The following is a 17,412-nucleotide window of genomic DNA, read 5'->3' as shown; positions in this document are numbered from 1 at the left end:
CATATTCTTGCCAATTTCCCTGGGCTGGTAGTAATGAAGGTGTAGGATAGCGCAGTTCGAGATAGTGCAAGATCGCCAAAGATTCATTGATTTTGGTACCGTCGGGTTCGACGAGCAACGGTACTTGCCCTCTGGGATTTAATGCCAAAAATTCTGGCGTTCTAGTTTCGGGATCGGCTCTCATCACTCGTACTCTTTTGGTGTCGAATGATAAACCTTTTTCACATAGGGTAATTAATACTCGCCAACTAGCGATCGATCCGTTGACAATATAAATGGTTCTTTCTCGATCCATATCTTTAGCTCTAACTTAATTAAATTTTATAGTTCAACTTAAACCATGTGAAGTAAAAATCACTATTCACTATCCACTAATTTAACAATTGACAAATCCCTGAAAATCTAAAATATCAAATCCAGGCTGATAAGCATTGGCATCAAAATTGGGATTAATATTTTCCTCGCGAAAGAGCCTCAACATCCGCTCTGCTTCTACTGCTTCCTTGGCTAGTCTTTCTTCAGGAGCGAGCGAATTTATCCATTCGACTCTGGCGTTTGCCTCCGCTCTGGTTTTGCTGGGGGCACCAATTCCCCAGACGGCTCCATTCGTGCGGTCGTAGTAGGTGCCGATATACCGCAACGTCAGAGAGATCCGAGGTACGTCGGTGCCATCGCTGCCGAGTTGTTTGATGCCGTGATAGAACTTTTGATTGCTCTCTAAGTTCAACATAAACAACGAACCGTGCGGTAATGGTAGTTTTTGAGGTACTGTACCTTTATCGGTTTTCGATCGAAATAACATCGATCTTGTCGTGCCTAGCGAGACATTTACGATAAACGAAGGACGCATCACATCTAGGGTTTTATCCGCATGTTCGCCGATAAAATCGCGCCCGTTGCGGTAGAGTTGAATCAAACAATGATTGAGGGGATGACCGATGCGGCGTTCGACTTCTTGGCGAATAGTGTCGATGGTTGGTGTCCAGTGGGTTAAGGGCGGCTGTGCGTCCGCTGGGTGACGGTAGAGGGGTTCGACGCCATCCGGCTTTTTGGTGCCTTGGAGGGCAATTAAACGCGGTACTGCGCTACCCCGATGAATCATCTGGTGCCAAACAACCTCGTCATGCAAAGTTTGGAAGGTACTATCGTCGATGCAAGCTGAGAGGGCTGCACAATCTAGGCTACTATCGCCAGCAATACCGCTCAGTCGCACGGGATTACTTTCGCCCAGCAGTTCGCCCCAATGTCTAGTTGTCGCACCCAATTTTTCTAGTTCTCGAATTGCCAGCAGATGTTTTCCTGGGGTGCTAGCCGATGTCGCTTCTGCTAAGATCTCGACCTGATAGCCCAAGCGGAGCGCAGACTGGGCGGTGTGAAACACGCACACATTAGTCGTGACGCCACAAATCGCCAGTTTATTTACTCGTTTGGCTTGCAGCCACTGATGAAGTTGTGTTTGCTCGAAAGCATCATACCAATGCTTAACGATCGAAATCTCATCCTCCGTTCGCTGGGCGAAGGCACTTTGCGACGTAGTGACGATTTCGCTACCCCAAGTACCTTTAACGCAGCAAGGTTTCCCTGTGTGACTTTTGCCGTGGAGTTCGTCGGGCGTTCCAGTTAATTCGCCATAATTTGAAGTAATCCAAGCAACATTTCGCTGTTGTTGTCTAGCGGCTTGCACCAACCATCCGACAGCCTCACAGAGTTGTTGGGGTTCGATATGCCGTTTGCTAAAAGCACCGCCCTCTGTTAAGAAGTCGTTCTGAAGATCGACGAGCAGAAGAGCGGCAAGAGATTTCATCGAGGCTGAATGAAGGAATTGATAAAACGTGGTAATCCTAATTTTAGCTGACGAAGATGCGATCGCCAAATCGATAGATTTACTATTTGTTATTGCCAGCTCTAGTTACTATGATGTTCGTGCTGTTCGGCTGGAGTTTCGGACAATTCAACGAGGACTTTATCGACTCTTTTACCGTCCATGTCGATGATTTCAAATCGCAAGCTGCGCCATTCAAAATGTTCTCCGGAAACGGGGATTTTACCCAACTGCATGATCGCAAATCCGCCGAGGGTATGATAGTTGCCGCGATCGATCGCACTTTCGGGGATATCAAATTGTTCGAGTAATTCCTCGATCGATAACATCCCATCTAAGAGCCAGGAACCATCATCGCGCTGAATAATTTGGGGTTCTTCGGGTTCTTCATTAAAGTCGGTAATATCGCCAAAAATCTCTTCAAAGAGATCGTGCATGGTAACTAAGCCTTGAATCACGCCATACTCATCTACTACCATGGCGATATGGGTACCGAATTTTTTAAATTGTTCGAGTACTTTGAGTCCGCGCGTACTTTCAGGGATAAAGAGTGGTTGACTGAGGGAGGCGGTGAGATTGATTTCTTCGCCTTTGAGGGTTTGCGATAGTAAGTCGGCAACATGTACGACACCTAAAACGCGATCGAGTTCGCCTTCACACACAGGTAATCTTGAATAGTCGCTATCAATAATCTTGTCACGGGTAATCGCAATCCGATCGTTGATATCAATCCAAGTAATGTCTGGACGAGGAGTCATCAGCGCACCGATTTTGAGATCGCCTAAACTCAGTACACCTTGAACCATATCTTGCTCGGACTCTTCAAACATCCCGGTTTCGGTACCTTGCTCGATCATCACCTTGATTTCTTCTTCGGTGACTTCTGGTTGAGTAGTACGCTTGATGCCAAATAGCTTGACAACAAAGTTGGTAGAATAGCTCAGCACTAAAATTAATGGTGTCGATACCCGCGCCAGAAAGTCGATGGGGATGGCGAAAAAACTGGCGATTGTTTCTGGACTGTTGAGAGCGATCTGTTTGGGTACCAATTCGCCGACGATCAGAGTCAGATAAGTCAGGAACACAATTGCTAGTACCGAAGCAATCGATTCGCTATACTCACGTGGTAACAGTTGTGCTAGTGGTGGTGCTAGCAATCTTGAAATCGCACTCTCACCTCGCGCACCAGATAAAATCGCCATCAAGGTAATCCCAACTTGAACTGTGGGCAAAAAGCGATCGGGTGTCATTGCCAAGCCCAATGCAATTCCAGCACGTCTGTCGCCGCGATCTGCCGCTGCTTGCAATCTCACTTTTCGTGCGGAGACGATCGCCATCTCAGACATCACGAATAGGGCATTGAACAAAATCAGCACGAAAACCAGCAATAATTCCGCAGTTAGGGACATGAAACCAAGAATGAAGGATGTCTGAAATACTGTCTTCTAGTGTACTTGTTTCGGGTCGATCTCTAGTTAGCTGTGAGTTTATCCTTGCCGAAAATTCGTTCGGCGATCGCCAGGATGGCAAATCTGGGTAGAGCCAAGGCTCTCCGCCAGCGACTGGGTTCTTGGGCGATGCGATACATCCATTCTAGATCGAGATTGCGGATGTATTGTGGCGCTCGATTTTTGACGCCAGACCATACATCAAAACTACCGCCGACGCCAATCCAGATCGCCTGTGGACACAGATGAAAGTTATCTCGAATCCAAATCTCTTGACGCGGCATTCCCAATGCCACCAGGATGATTTTCGGCTGAGTAGTGTGGATCTGGTGCAATAATTTAGATTGTGCTTCAGCATCCAGATAACCATGCTCGATGCCCACGATATTTAGATCTGGAAAGTCAGTTTGCCACTTTTGAGCTGCTTGCTTGACGATCTGAGGCTTACCCCCATAGAAAAAAACCGGATAATTACGCTCTGGTGCGCCAGCTAAACGCAGTAAATCTTCACCCAAATCGATGCCAGCATAGCGGGGTTGCTCGACATCATGCAATCGCAACGCCATGATAATTCCCGAGCCATCTGGAGTCACTAAGTCGGCATTAGCAATGATATTCGCTAGTTCGCGATCGTGACTTGCCTGGATCACAATTTCGGCATTCATCGTCACGACATGGGTACCGATGCCTTGTTCCAATCTGTCGAGCAGCCACGGCACATAATCGGGGGATAAGTGTACGGGTTGCCCGAGAATTTTGAATTGTGGCAGAGGGGTAGATAGGCGATCGGACATAGATTTGGTAGAGTGCTGGGGTAATATGTTCATCGTCAATGAAGAGAAATCGCTGCTGGGAGTCGGGACAATCGGATTTGCTAGTAAGCAAAGCAAGATCGATCGCCAGAAAATCGCTAAAAAACCCGCGCTATCAAGTGTCATTTAATTGCGAGAGCAACCATTCGTCTACTGGTTGTCCGTCTTTGCGCTGGAGCTGAATCTCGATCGCGACGACATCTCTAGAACCTACTGGAGCAGGCTTTTTGGCAAAGATAATATCATAGTCTGATGGTGGTTCGTTGCGCTGCTTGAGCCAATCCTCTACTTTAGTTTTCGCAAATAACGATTGACCGCTCTCAAACATGCGAGTAATTTGGAGTTGGATGCTGTGAGGATTGTGTTGTGCCATTTAAGTGGGGGTGAAGTTTTTTTAGAGTTGAGATATTAGGGATAGCTTACATCTGAAGCGATCGATTTAGGGCGCACCCAGGAGATTGGATCGCTACATCGGCTCTCCTCCCTCGATCGAACCGTTGCGATTATGGCTGTCATTTGGTGAATGAGGAGAGCTTTTACCTAGCTAAACAAAGTAGTCATATCGGACGAAATATCGCGTCAAGACTGGTGACTCAGATCGCGGGGGATCGTGTTAGCTCGCTACTAAAATCGAACTATATTCCCTATACTAATTCTACCCATTCTCACACCGATCGATGATATTTATTGGATTTGTATGCTGTTTGGCTCTCTATGTTGCTTGTAATTTAGGCGCGAATGATGTTGCCAACTCGATGGGTACTTCAGTCGGCTCGAAAGCGATTACGCTCAAACAAGCGATCGTCATTGCTGGCATCTTAGAATTTACAGGTGCGGTCTTATTTGGGCGACAGGTATCGTCAACTTTGGCAATTAGTATCGCCAATCCCGATTTATTTGTCAGTCAACCGCAAACATTACTACTAGGCATGGTGGCTGTGTTAATTAGTTGTGGATTGTGGCTGCAAATTGCAACTGCCAAAAATTTGCCAGTTGCTTCTTCTCATGCCGTAGTCGGCGCGATCGCCGGATTTAGTTGGGTTGCTGCTGGCACGAGCGCGGTAGAATGGTCGTCGCTGGGGACGATTTCACTAGCATGGGTAGTTACGCCACTAGTTAGCGGGACGGTGGCTGCGGGCTTTTATTTACTGATTAAACGATCGATTCTGGAGCAAGAGCAACCACTGATTCAACTCGATACTTGGATTCCCTGGTTATCGCTGATTTTGGTGGCGGTATTTGGCGTAATCGTCTTACCGACTGTTGTGGAAACTTTACCCTCAGACTTTTTACCCGCTGTCCCCCGCCACGATTTTTCACTGGGTTTGGGGGGAATGGCGGCGCTGGCGATTACGCTAGTAGGTTGGCGGCGACTCAGAGCGGAGCAGATTGCCGCCTCATCCGAAATCCCCGCCGTTATCGAGCGACAACTAGCGAGATTTCAATTATTAAGTGCTTGCTGTGTGGCATTCGCCCACGGCTCCAATGATGTCGGTAATGCGATCGCACCGTTAGCAACCATCTTATATATTCAAAATACTGGTACCGTCCCCCAATCGAGTTTGGAAATCCCCTTGTGGGTGCTGGTACTCGGTGGCGTGGGAATTGTCACGGGTTTGGCTATTTGGGGCAAACAAGTCATCGCCACCATCGGCGAAGGAATTATCAAGCTCGAACCGAGTAGCGGATTTGCCGCCGAACTCGCCACCGCCGCCACGATTTTGATTGCTTCGAGTCAAGGGCTACCCGTCTCGACTTCCCACGCTCTAGTGGGTGCTGTGGTGGGCGTAGGTGCCGTCAAAAATTGGCGATCGCTCAGCCTCGATACGCTCAAATCGATCGCGCTCGCGTGGATTGTCACAATTCCGATCGCGACGCTCCTCAGTGCGGGTATATTTACCGGGCTTCGCTACTTTTTTACTTAAAGCGGGAGTTTAAGATCGGGCTGAAGCTCCCAGATCCATGATGAGCTTGGTCAATAAGTATACTCTCGGGGCAATGCGATCGATATCGATATATTCGGCTTCGGTATGTGCCCCACCGCCGACGAGTCCGAGGGCGTCGAGGGTGGTGGTACCGACAACAGCGGCATAGTTGCCATCCGTGCCGCCGCCGCTACCTTCTACGCCCAATTGGAGACCGATGGTTTGATAGATGGCTTGAGCTTTTTTGACGAGGGCGTCGGTGCGGGGATTGGCGGGAAATGGGGGGCGTCCGCGTTCGGCGATGACTTTAATTTGGGCACAGGGCAACAGTTTATTTTGAGATGAGCGGGTAAATTCTCTGGTCAGGCGATCGTACTCTGGAGCTTCCAATACCCTCACATCTGCCTCAACTTTGGCGGCATCGGGAATCGTATTCCGCGCATTGTCACCCGTATGCAGCACTGTAAAATTAACTGTCGTTTTTTTCTGAGGATTGTCGAGTTTGCTTAGTTGTAATGTTTGGTGAGCGGCTTCAAGGAGAGCATTGCAGCCTTTTTCTGGCTCGGCTCCAGCGTGAGCTTTGCGCCCGGTTACTTGTAGTCCGTAATAGCCGATGCCCTTGCGCCAAGAGGTGACTTTATCTTGGGGCGAACCAAATTCTAAGACGAGTGCCACATCATGTTTTTTGGCGGTTGCTTTGATTAATTCCCGCGAACCTAGAGAGCCTTTTTCTTCATCGGGATTAATCAAAAAAGTAATCGTATCGAAGTTCTTGAAATTTGTCTCTTTCAAAATTTTCAGTGCTTCGACACCTAATAAAATACTCCCTTTATCATCCATCACTCCCGGCCCGATGGCTTTACCGTTAGCAATTTTGAAAGGATTTTTGGCGGCGGTACCTTGCTTGAAAACAGTATCGGTATGGGCGAGTAACAGGATTTTACCTTTACCAGTACCTTTAATGGTGGCAATAATATTTCTACCCGCACTAGGCTTGGCGGTGACGGTTTTGATATCTGTAGTTACCGATCTAAGTTGCTCGATGACTAGATTTTCAACTTTAGTTAAGCCCTGAAGATCGCCCGTTCCTGAGTCGATATTGACGAGTTTTGCTAATCTTGTCAAGAAGCCACTCTGCGATCGCTGTGCCCGATCGTAAATTGCCGGATCGGGTTTTGCTACGCCTAATTCTGCCTGTCCTAGAATTAGTAAAAGTGTTAAAATAAAGCAAAGCAGCACCCCAATGACAGCAGACATCTTGATTTTCATTGTCAATTCATTCCCAAATTGGTAATGTGATACCACGCGATCGCCATCCTAAGCTAGGATTGGCTGAATTATTAATAAGACGATCGATGAAATTCGATCGCCCCTCAAGAATATCGATTGGGATGAAAATGTCTGAATATGCCAAGTTCACAGTTAGAGCAGCTTTATCAATCCTCGATCGATGCTACCAATACATCACTAAAGACCCAGCCGTATGCGGTTTGACCTTTGTTATTGCGGAACTTGATGTAGACAGCTCCGCCACAGACTGGATCTTCAACAAATTTTAGCGTCCTGATGACCTCACCATGTCTGAGTTTTCCCACCATTCGACCTTTTAAACTTTTAGTCGCCCACACCCTGAGATAGCCAGTTTGTTTATCCTGCAATTTAATTTGTTCTTGTCGAGAACCGTTATAGCTATAGCAGCTAGCCTGAACGGTATCGACATTAACATTTCCAACCAACAAGGTCATCGCTAGTCCGATCGCGGTAAGTTGTTTCATAAATATCTGTTTGGCAATATTTTATTTATCAAACAACAGGCGATCGACACTTTCCAGACAAATTCTTTAAAGTTAACTATAAGCATATTTCGGGGCTAAATGCTCGGCAATCAAAGCATCGATCGCACTGAGGGATCGATCGCGATATGCACCGTAGCGTTCTTGCTTGTTCTTGATTTTGGTTGGTAGCTCTTGGAAGATGCCAAAATTCGGGGGCATCGGCTGGAAATATTTGGGTTCGGCGGTGCTGATGAAATCAAATAGGGAACCCATCATCGTGACATTGGGCATCACGATCGGTTCTTTGCCTAGTGCCAAGCGGGCGGCATTCGTGCCTGCTAGCCAGCCGCCAGCAGCAGCGGCGGTATAACCCTCGGTACCGATGATTTGTCCGGCGGCGAGGAGGGTATTACGGCTGTGGAATTGGAGTGAGGATGAGAGTAATTTTGGTGAGTTGATAAAGGTATTGCGGTGCATCACGCCCAAGCGGACGAATTCGGCATTCTCCAAGCCGGGAATCAGTGAGAAAATCCGCTTTTGTTCGCCCCATTTCAAATTAGTCTGGAAACCGACCATATTCCACAGTTGTCCGGCTTTATCTTCCTGGCGAAGTTGAATGACGGCGTAGGGGCGGTGAATTTGGTTCTCAGGAGCTTTGAAATCGCCGCGACGACCATCGAATAGTCCGACGGGTTTTAGAGGGCCGTAACGCATCGTTTCCTCGCCGCGTTGGGCTAATTCTTCGATCGGGAGGCACGCTTCAAAGAATTTCGCAGTTTCACGATCGAAATCCTTTAATTCGGCTTGCTCGGCATTACACAGCTCTTGGCGAAAGTGGAGGTATTGCTCCTTATTCATCGGACAATTGAGGTAGGCGGCTTCGCCTTTGTCGTAGCGAGATGCGAAGAAGGCAATGTTTTTATCGATCGAATCACCCACGATAATCGGACTGGCGGCATCAAAAAAGTTGAGGTATTCCATTCCCGCCAATTTTTGAATATCTTCGGCGAGTGCGGGTGCTGTCAATGGCCCAGTGGCTAATACGACGATGCCATCGCGGGGGATTTCGGGTACGGTGTCGCGGCGAAATTCAACGAGGGGATGATTGGCTAGGGTTTCGGTCAGATCGTGGCTAAATTTACCGCGATCTACTGCTAATGCGCCCCCGGCGGGGACGGCATGATGGTCGGCTTTATTGATAATTACCGAACCCAAGCGACGGAGTTCTTCGTGCAATAATCCAGCGGCGCGATCGGTCGATTGGGCACCGAAGGAGTTACTACAGACCAGTTCGGCGAGTTCTTCGCTATGATGCGCGGGACTCAATGTGTGGGGACGCATCTCATATAGAGTCACGGGGACGCCAGCCTGGGCGATCTGCCAAGCTGCTTCGGTACCTGCTAAACCACCACCAATCACCTGAACGCGCATATTAGCTAAGATCTTGAAGTCTGCTGCTCTATTATAAGCCGCCTGGGCTTGGGAGGAATAGATCGGGCTTGATGAGAGGGGGACTGGGGAACTGGGGAACTGGGTGTTTCCTTTACCCTAAAGCCTAAAGCCTAAAGCCGAGCGATAATCGGCTAATTCTCGAATCAGGAAATTGAGAAAAAAGATCGTTGTTGCAAGTGCCACTGCGAAAAAAATTAGCCAAATACTTGCCTCTAGTAACCGAGCAGTGCTTAAAAAAGAGACTGCGACTACCGAACATAGAAAACTCAACCCGTATGCTGTAACTACTCCCATCAGGACGATCGCCATTAGCGTCAATTTTGGTTGTCGGTACCAACCCATTAGTACCACGAGCGACAATCCAATGATGGCAATCGCGATCGCGACTTGTGGCGTTTTATTCCCAATGATGCCACCATAATAAAACCCTAACCACACGCATGAAATCGCGGCTGAGCTAAAAATCGAGAGCTTTGAGACAATCGATTCTTTGCTAGTCAACAGCCCGATCGCCAATGCCATCGTAGAAACTAAGAAACAGCTAAATAAACCGATAGTCAAGTACCATTTTGGGTCTTCTGGAGTTCGACCTAAAACACCAAAGATGTTTTGAGTAGCTGCCTGTAACGACCCGATCGTCAAGCCTCCAGTTGCAGCTAACATGCCTAGAAATTTTAGCTTTTTCAAGACTGGACTAACCTCTCTCAATTAGCGGGATAGTAAAGTTTAGATCGACTCAATTATATTAGAATTACATAAATCTCCCAGTAGTGGCAATAATATCGAAAGATTTTAATTAATATTTTCCGACATGCGATGTCAACTTTTATTAGCTACGACAGTTTTGTTACTATTACCGCCGATCGCCTATAGTCGAGCGTATTTCTTGCGACCGCAGCGCACGGCGACATCGCGCTCGCTATTTGCAGGGATTGAGTATCAACGTCAGGCAAGATCGCAACCGCGTCCGGTGATGATACATATCGTGAAGATCGATCTCCAAACTGCGGGACTGAGATTATTAGTAACGCCCCAATCGCCACAGAATTCGCGAACTACTTCGGCTTTCGTTCGAGAATTTAAAACCAAATTAGCGATTAATGCTAGTTATTTCTCCCCATTTTACGATCGAACGCCGTGGGATTATTACCCGCGATCTGGCGATCGTACCGTACCGATGGGGGAAACCATTTCTAATGGCGATCGCCATACACCACCATTAGAAAAATGGCCAGCTTTGTGTATTTCTCAGGACAATACTGCCAGAATTATCGACACGGGTAGCTGCCCTAACGGGACAATGAATGCTGTTGCTGGTCGCGAATTTTTGGTTAGTAACGGTCGAGTGACAGCGGAAAAGTTTGCAGATGACGAGCAGAAACCGTATCCGCGCGTTGCGGTTGGAATAGATAGATCGGGTACTAAATTATGGTTGATTGTTATCGATGGGAAGCAACCACTTTATAGTGAGGGTGTCACCAAAGTAGAGCTATCACAACTCATGGCAAAATTAGGCGTAGATACAGCCATCAATTTAGATGGTGGCGGCTCGACAACGCTAGTCGTCGATACTGGCAATGGAGCCACGGTATTAAATGCACCCATTCATGCAAAAGTTCCCATGAATGAACGTCCGGTTGCCAATCAGCTCGGGTTCTACTTACCCTAGATTACCGCATACACCTGGGCTGTTTTTACTCTTTTTCGGTATCTGTGACTCGCCAGCTAAGTTTTGAATTCAACCAAAAGTTTAAGAAGGTTATCATCGCGATCGCGATGAGTTTGGCTAGATATTCATTGAGATGAACGATATTAAATAAGATATTCACAATTAGGACATTGAGAATTACACCTGCTAAACAAACTAAATTAAACTTGAGAAATCGCCGCAATCGTTTACGATTTCCGATTTGTTTGCTAGAGACATCGCCAAAAGTCCATAGGTCGTTCCACAAGAAGTTATTAATAATCGCGATTTCAGATGAGAAGATTGCACTCCGAGTCAAACCAATCTCTAAAACAGTTCTGAGTAGATAAAATACGCCCAAATCGACAAAAACACCGCTAAAACCGACGATTCCAAATCGGAGAAAGCGTGTCACAGGCCATAAAGAAAACCGCAGCGTAATTAAATGCTGGAGATACTCGATGTACTGTTTCCAGGTAACTTTACTCGCACCCGCAACCCGTTCGCGAAACACATATCCTGTCTCGGCAATCCAGCGAATTTGTCCCCTCGCTGCAACTTCAATTAAGATTTTATACCCAACCGGACTCAGCAGTTTACTCGCGATCGCACTGCGGCGCACCATAAAAAAGCCGCTCATCGGATCGGTGAGCCGACCGATGACTTCTGGTAAGATTGCTAAGCCTAACATCTGGGCACCGCGCGACAAGAAGCGACGGACGATGCTCCATTCGCTGACGCCGCCGCCTTCGACGTTGCGGCTGGCTACCGCTAGCTCTGCACCTTTTTCGATCTCGCCCCAGAGCTGGAGGATGATTTCTGGTGGGTGTTGCAAATCGGCATCGATTACGCCGAGTACTTCGCCCTGAGCGGCTTGCCAACCCCTGATGACTGCCGTTGACAGCCCCCGCTCAGTTTCGCGGCGAATGACGCGTAATTGGGGATAATCGGGAATCAATTTACTAGCTAATTCCCAAGTACGATCGGGACTATCATCATCTACTACGATCAGTTCGTAATCTGAGGGGATTTGCCGATCGAGTATCTCAACTAAAATACCGACTATTTCTGCAATATTCTGACTCTCATTATACGTTGGAATTATCAGTGAGAATTTTGGTAATTTTTGCTGTAGATTGACTCCAGATGGTTGGACTGGTATCAGTAATGAACCAGTAGGGTTGGGCAGTAAGGGACTAGCTGGAATCATAAAAAATTTTAACCGTGTAGATGCGATCTATTTAATTAAGTAGTCAATCGGCTGTTCATTAGGCTTCTGAATGAGATAATTATACAGATATTTTTTTTCAAATTGCGGTAGTTCCGATAATGATAGTTGCTTTAATGCAAATTGGCGATCGCCAATAACTAATGGCTTGGTACGGCGAGTCAATCGACCATTGGTAGTTTCTAAGAAAATAACATTAGTACTAGCAACTTCGCGTTTCATTTCTGGCTCGGTAATCCAGTCAATTGCCGCACTGACATGTAATAAATCGCGCTCGGCGGCAATTTTCGATCGCCAATTCGATTGCAGTCGGTACAATTGGGGCTGCCATTCCCACTGAGTTGGAAACTGGTAAATATGCGCCATGACGTGCGGTAGTTCCCATTCGATTCCTTTGATCTGTTTGGGATCGGAGACACCTCTAGGCTCGCGAAAGGGGATTGGTTGGCGGGTATCGCGCAATCCAGTCGGCTCGACAAAAATCACCGTTCCTTCGGTCACATCGGGGCACAGCCGCACCACGTCCGTCCAAAAGCCTCTTTGATGCTGCCACATCAACTGATAATCTTGCTGAACTCTCAGTCCAAATCCTATTAATAGCGCGAACATTCCGGCTAATCCGAAGATCGCCAACCGCTTGCGACCGTGTTTATTGGCGACGTTTAAGATGACAGAACACAGGCAAGCAGCCAAAATTGACGTGCCGACAATTGCTGCGACATGCACTCGCGCCGTTCTCCCACTCATCGCAAAGCCAAAGGTCGTCATTGCCAGCGGATAAGCTAATACCAACGCACTCGCCCCAGTAAGCAGGGGTTTGGCGTAAGGCTTCAAGATGCTCGGAAGTTTGGCAAATCTTTTAGATCGATCGAATGTCCGTAAGCTGAAGACTTGAGCTAGTGGCTTGATTTTGAAGCTAAATAGCAAGGAGCTGAAAATTAAGCCAGCGGGGATGCAAAATAATAATAGTTCGCCATTTAGTTTCAATAAGGTTTCGATCGGTCGATAGATTAACATCGCCAGACTAGTAATCGAACCGAAGATCGGATTTAAAACTAGGAGCATTACTGATTGGGGTGTGAAGTTGGAAATTTGATTTTCTCCAACCAACTTTCGTAAGATCCCCGCACTGACAATAACCGCAATTAGGACTAAACTATGCTTGACTAATTCTCTTGGTAATTTGGCATCCCATTTACGATTAAATAATGGCGCAACAAAGAAGACTGTTACCAATGGCTCGTAAGAAACCAAGCACAAAAAGACAATTAAATAAGATAATTTTTTAAATCTAGATAAATAGCAGTGAAAAGCAATCAGTAAAAAAGCTAACGATGGTTGAATTCCGAGTGAATGAGTTAAATAATCTCTAGTTGTATCAGCCGGAAATAAACAAAATGCCAGCGAGCCAGTCCAAGTAAAGATCGGATCGCCATATAGTTTCTCTAGTAACAAGTAGAATAACCACGCATTAATCGTGACGATCGCAAAACCGATCGCATACGCATATGGCAATCCACCTAGCTTAATCCCCAAAAATGAGAACAAGAAAATCAAACCATCATGAAATGGCCGACCCTGAAAGCCAGTATCAAATACAATCTTATGAAATATTTGCTCCCAACTCAGTCCGATAATTGTCGGAATCCTCACCCAGTCATCTTCATACAATCCAAAACTAGCTGAGTACCAAAAATTTGCGATCCAGACAATTGCAGCGAGTAATGCAAAGGCTACAACTCTAGGAATAGCTACATCTCCAACTGGACGCTCTTTAGTATAGAATTGTCCGTGTTTTACATTCATTAATAAATACCTATTGATTAGCGATCTTCGCGACTTGGCAGCCGCTCCTCGGTTCGCTCGATCGAGAAAAGTATCAAAGCGATCGCTAACTAGATCGAGTAACAATCTACCATCCGAAACGATCGGCAAGCGATCGAGGCTTTCACATCTCAAGCGAAAACCCATCTGATTATAAGTGGAAAGATTATTTTTGAGATCGGCTAATTATCTTAACTCGATCGCCTATGTAGACTAGCCACTTCTCAATTAATTTAATGCGATCGAGATCGTTGACATCAATCGCTCGATACTTATCTAAAATTGATAACTTTATAACAAAAGCGGCAAGCGATCGCCTGCTGCTTTCAAGATGTTACGAGTCTAAAAGGATGTTTGAAAAGTCTAATTGCTTCGTTTATGGTGGGTAAATCCTCCTAAATCCCCCTGCTTGGTGCAACACCTGCGGAGGAAACCTCCGCGTGATTGCATCCGCTTTTTAAGGGGGTTGGGGGATTTAGATCTCCGATTCACACCGAAAAGCCTTTTCAAACACCCTCTAAGTCGATCAGTTTCGATTACTAACTCCATTTAACATCGTTGACACTCCGTTCATATCTGTGAATTTTGTGTCCTGTCTAGACCTGTCGGCGATCGTTTCTCCCAGTTGAGTCATATAATCATTCCAAGGCACTTCAGCTTCTGATTCGTCACTGAAGTAATCGCGAGCCGAAGCAAAATAATCTTCAGTTTCATTACCTGCGATCGCGCCGTTAACTACCAATCCGAGGATATCAACATGGGACATTTGCAGCTTTGCTTTGGCGGCTAGCACGCTGGTAGCATCGATGACGCCAGGACGAGAGACTAAGATCGTGCCGTCAGTTAGTTGTCCGACGGTAATCGCGTCGCTAGCCACTAGTAGTGGTGGCGTATCGATAATCACCAAGTCATATAAGTCGGCTACTTCTAGCAAGAGTGCTGCCATGTCTGGAGATTCTAGAGCAGCCAAAGGATTAGACGGCTTAGCGCCAGCAGTTAAGATATCCAAATTCTCCATCACTGTCCAGGCAATTTGCGGAAATTTAGACTTTTTGATTAGTAGTTCGCTCAAGCCTTTTTTTAAGGGTAATTTCCAGAACCGATGCTGGGTAGGAACGCGGAGATCGGCATCGATTAATAATACCCGCTGTCCGAGTCCGGCGATCGCCGCAGCGAGATTGGCGGCTACTTTTGATTTGCCTTCATTAGCAACCGTACTAGTAATCGCGATCGTTTTTAACGATCGATTGTCGCTCAGAAATCGCAGATTAGACTGGATCGCTCTAGACATTTCGCTAGTCAGAGATTGCGGTGTGTCCCTTACGGCAACTTCTAGCGTTGTCATTTCCGGACGCCGACTGCGGACGCGTTTGCGCTTTTTGGCGGTGGTGGGGATGACTCCGAGCAAGGTGTAGCCAAATGCTTTTTCGATCTCTTTGACAGTTTTGAGCGATCGATCTTTACTTTCCAAATAAGCGATCGAGCTAGCTCCAAAAAAAGCACCTGCTAATAAGCCTAAGCCCCCTACTATCAGCTGCGTACTAGTATCTGCTTTCTTAGGCACGATTGCCGCTGCAACGATGCGAGCATTAGCGATATTTTTAGTTTTAGCTAACTGTAACTCTTGAACTTTTTTTAATAAATTCTGATGTGTCGCTTGTGATACTTCCAGTTGCTGCTCTAGCTGTCGCTGTGTTTGGACGAGCTGAGGCATAACCTTGATTCTTTGCTCGTAGGCAGAGCGGGAATTTTGGAGAGAGGCGAGTTTTTTAGTCAAACCAGTGAGCTGGACTTCTGATTTGAGCGATTCGGCAATCAAATTTTGTTTGAGTTCGCCAACTTTGAGCAAACCTTGAGGAACTTGAGCGTTGTTGCCAATCGTGCTGCCAATTTGCTGCGTTAATAGGGCTTTTAATTTAGATTGCTTCTCTTGGAGACTGACAATAATCGGGTTATTATCAGAGAAGCGGCTGCTTTCACTCGCTAGTTGGCGATCGACATCTTGCAGTTGCGTGATAATTCCTTGGATCCCTGGCGATTGACTGACGGCACTGACAGCCATCGCTTCTTGGGAAGTGAGATTAATTTTCTTTTTTAAGTCTTGAGTCTGCGCTGTTGCTTCTGCTAACTGCGCCTGAGCGGCACTGATACTAGTATCTAAATTACCAATAATTGTCACTGCCGATCGCGATTCTTCGGCCAGATCGACAACATTATTTTGTTGTTTGAACTTCCGCAAGGCGATTTCTGATTCAGTCATCGCCGCCTGCGTTTTTGGGAGCAGCTTGTCCATAAATAGACGCGCTGATTCTGCTTCCGCTCGCGTTGTCTGAATATCATTTTCTAAGTACACGCTCATCAGTGTATTGATGATATTCGCGGCTTGTTCTGGATTACGATCTTTATAGTCAAGCTGCAATATATCCGAACCTCCAACAATTCTCGAAGTTAAGCCAGCTTGAATATCGCTAACATCTAAACGTTTAGCTTGAGGGTATTGGCGATTTAACAGATCGGCTGTTTTCTGTAATAGGGGAATGCTCCCAATGACCTCCATCTGGGTCGAGATGGGGTTTTGAGTCGCGACTAACGGTTTGAGATCGCTGGACTCTCCTTCAGAATTACTAGGGATCAGATTCGAGCCGACTACTTTAAAGTTAGAATTTTTGAATAACAATCTCCCTTCTGCTTTATAAGATGGCTTCAGTTGGGATGCGGCTAAGAGACTCAGCGCAAATGTCAAGGCGAAAATACTCACAGCCGGAAGCCAGTGTCGTTTGACTGCTGGTAAGTAGTAGCTGAAGTTTAGATCGATAGCTTCTTTGGATTCCATACATTTTCTCTATATATTGCAATCTTACAATAAATGTTTTAGAGATTAAATCCGCCAAAATACTGACCCCGAGAGCGGTGTGGCGATCGGTTCGATCGCCTAAATTGTCATCATTCATATTTAGCGTTTTGGCGATCGATCGATCGCTCTAGCGATCGCATTCCAAGCTAATTTAGGTTGCAAGTTGGTGTCGAAAGGTAGCGGTCTGGCGGGAGCGCCATCTTGACGGGGAATCGATGGGGTAATCCAGTTATGCCGATCGGTAAAGCCCCAATTAACTACGGCAATTACTGCTTTTTCAGCTAGCACGGTATTGAGATAATCTTCATAGGCGATCGCGACTAGTCGATCGCGTTTGGCAATATCTAGCGGTAAGTCTTTATCGATTACATCTAGCTCTGTAATCATGATTTTCAGTCCTAAATCCGCAACATTTTTCAGAAACTTGCCAAATTTTTTATAATTTAGATCGAACCGATTGCCCCAGAGGTGAGATTGCACGCCGAGGGCAGCAACGGGAGTACCTTTAGCTTTGAGCCGCTCTAATAATTTGAGAACGCCCTGTTGATGCTCTTCGTTATATTCTAGTTCGCCCTCGTTATATAC

General features: G+C 46.5%; 15 protein-coding genes. 2 read left to right on the top strand and 13 right to left on the bottom strand.

The window, feature by feature from the left end; all coding sequences use genetic code 11:
• The 5 genes from RMO52_RS00585 to RMO52_RS00565 form a co-directional block, all read right to left on the bottom strand.
• A partial coding sequence (locus RMO52_RS00585; RefSeq protein WP_310410062.1) for a glutathione S-transferase family protein occupies window positions 1–295 on the bottom strand: 295 nt, incomplete at its 3' end.
• 81 nt (window positions 296–376) lie between these two features.
• Complete coding sequence (locus RMO52_RS00580; protein ID WP_310410060.1) at window positions 377–1,804, bottom strand: isochorismatase family protein; 1,428 nt, start codon at window positions 1,802–1,804, stop codon at window positions 377–379.
• A 101-nt stretch (window positions 1,805–1,905) separates the two neighbouring features.
• Window positions 1,906–3,231: a hemolysin family protein gene (locus RMO52_RS00575; RefSeq protein WP_310410059.1), complete on the bottom strand. Its 1,326-nt coding sequence runs from the start codon at window positions 3,229–3,231 to the stop codon at window positions 1,906–1,908.
• A 62-nt stretch (window positions 3,232–3,293) separates the two neighbouring features.
• Window positions 3,294–4,208, bottom strand: coding sequence for a WecB/TagA/CpsF family glycosyltransferase (locus RMO52_RS00570; protein ID WP_310410057.1), 915 nt, complete (start codon window positions 4,206–4,208; stop codon window positions 3,294–3,296).
• Window positions 4,198–4,455, bottom strand: coding sequence for a hypothetical protein (locus RMO52_RS00565; RefSeq protein ID WP_309739275.1), 258 nt, complete (start codon window positions 4,453–4,455; stop codon window positions 4,198–4,200). The genes RMO52_RS00570 and RMO52_RS00565 overlap by 11 nt, the downstream gene beginning before the upstream one ends.
• 304 nt (window positions 4,456–4,759) lie before the next feature.
• Here RMO52_RS00565 and RMO52_RS00560 point away from each other — a divergent pair, with 304 nt between their 5' ends.
• Window positions 4,760–6,007, top strand: coding sequence for an anion permease (locus RMO52_RS00560; RefSeq protein WP_310410055.1), 1,248 nt, complete (start codon window positions 4,760–4,762; stop codon window positions 6,005–6,007).
• A 9-nt stretch (window positions 6,008–6,016) separates the two neighbouring features.
• On the opposite strand, the gene RMO52_RS00555 is transcribed toward RMO52_RS00560, so the two are convergent.
• The 4 genes from RMO52_RS00555 to RMO52_RS00540 all read right to left on the bottom strand — a co-directional run bounded on the left by RMO52_RS00555 (window position 6,017) and on the right by RMO52_RS00540 (window position 9,921).
• On the bottom strand, window positions 6,017–7,276 hold the full coding sequence (locus tag RMO52_RS00555; RefSeq protein ID WP_310410052.1) for a glutamate carboxypeptidase: 1,260 nt from the start codon (window positions 7,274–7,276) through the stop codon (window positions 6,017–6,019).
• 167 nt (window positions 7,277–7,443) lie between these two features.
• Entirely contained in the window at window positions 7,444–7,782 is a 339-nt protein-coding gene (locus tag RMO52_RS00550; protein WP_310410050.1) for a hypothetical protein, read from the bottom strand.
• Window positions 7,783–7,854: 72 nt separating this feature from the next.
• The gene (gene trmFO / locus RMO52_RS00545) at window positions 7,855–9,213 is read right to left on the bottom strand and encodes an FADH(2)-oxidizing methylenetetrahydrofolate--tRNA-(uracil(54)-C(5))-methyltransferase TrmFO (protein WP_309738474.1); all 1,359 of its coding nucleotides are present in this window, start codon (window positions 9,211–9,213) and stop codon (window positions 7,855–7,857) included.
• Window positions 9,214–9,330: 117 nt separating this feature from the next.
• Window positions 9,331–9,921, bottom strand: a complete 591-nt coding sequence (locus tag RMO52_RS00540; RefSeq protein WP_309738473.1) for a hypothetical protein — start codon at window positions 9,919–9,921, stop codon at window positions 9,331–9,333.
• A gap of 124 nt (window positions 9,922–10,045) precedes the next feature.
• Here RMO52_RS00540 and RMO52_RS00535 point away from each other — a divergent pair, with 124 nt between their 5' ends.
• Window positions 10,046–10,903 carry a phosphodiester glycosidase family protein gene (locus RMO52_RS00535; RefSeq protein WP_310410048.1) on the top strand — a complete coding sequence of 286 codons (858 nt, stop codon included), beginning with the start codon at window positions 10,046–10,048 and terminating at the stop codon, window positions 10,901–10,903.
• 25 nt (window positions 10,904–10,928) lie between these two features.
• Here RMO52_RS00535 and RMO52_RS00530 read toward each other — a convergent pair whose 3' ends face one another.
• From RMO52_RS00530 to RMO52_RS00515, 4 genes are all read right to left on the bottom strand, one after another.
• The gene (locus RMO52_RS00530) at window positions 10,929–12,131 is read right to left on the bottom strand and encodes a glycosyltransferase family 2 protein (protein ID WP_310410046.1); all 1,203 of its coding nucleotides are present in this window, start codon (window positions 12,129–12,131) and stop codon (window positions 10,929–10,931) included.
• 27 nt (window positions 12,132–12,158) lie between these two features.
• Entirely contained in the window at window positions 12,159–14,120 is a 1,962-nt protein-coding gene (locus RMO52_RS00525; protein WP_310410044.1) for a hypothetical protein, read from the bottom strand.
• Window positions 14,121–14,499: 379 nt separating this feature from the next.
• Window positions 14,500–16,806, bottom strand: coding sequence for a polysaccharide biosynthesis tyrosine autokinase (locus tag RMO52_RS00520; protein WP_310410042.1), 2,307 nt, complete (start codon window positions 16,804–16,806; stop codon window positions 14,500–14,502).
• Window positions 16,807–16,926: 120 nt separating this feature from the next.
• Window positions 16,927–17,412: endo-1,4-beta-xylanase (locus RMO52_RS00515; protein WP_310410040.1), on the bottom strand; the 486-nt coding region annotated here is incomplete at its 5' end.

It is taken from the genome of Chamaesiphon sp. OTE_8_metabat_110 (genome assembly GCF_031382685.1).
In the GTDB taxonomy this organism is placed as follows: domain Bacteria; phylum Cyanobacteriota; class Cyanobacteriia; order Cyanobacteriales; family Chamaesiphonaceae; genus Chamaesiphon.
The sequence above is the reverse complement of the archived record's forward strand: the minus strand, read 5'-3'. Positions and strand labels throughout refer to the sequence as shown.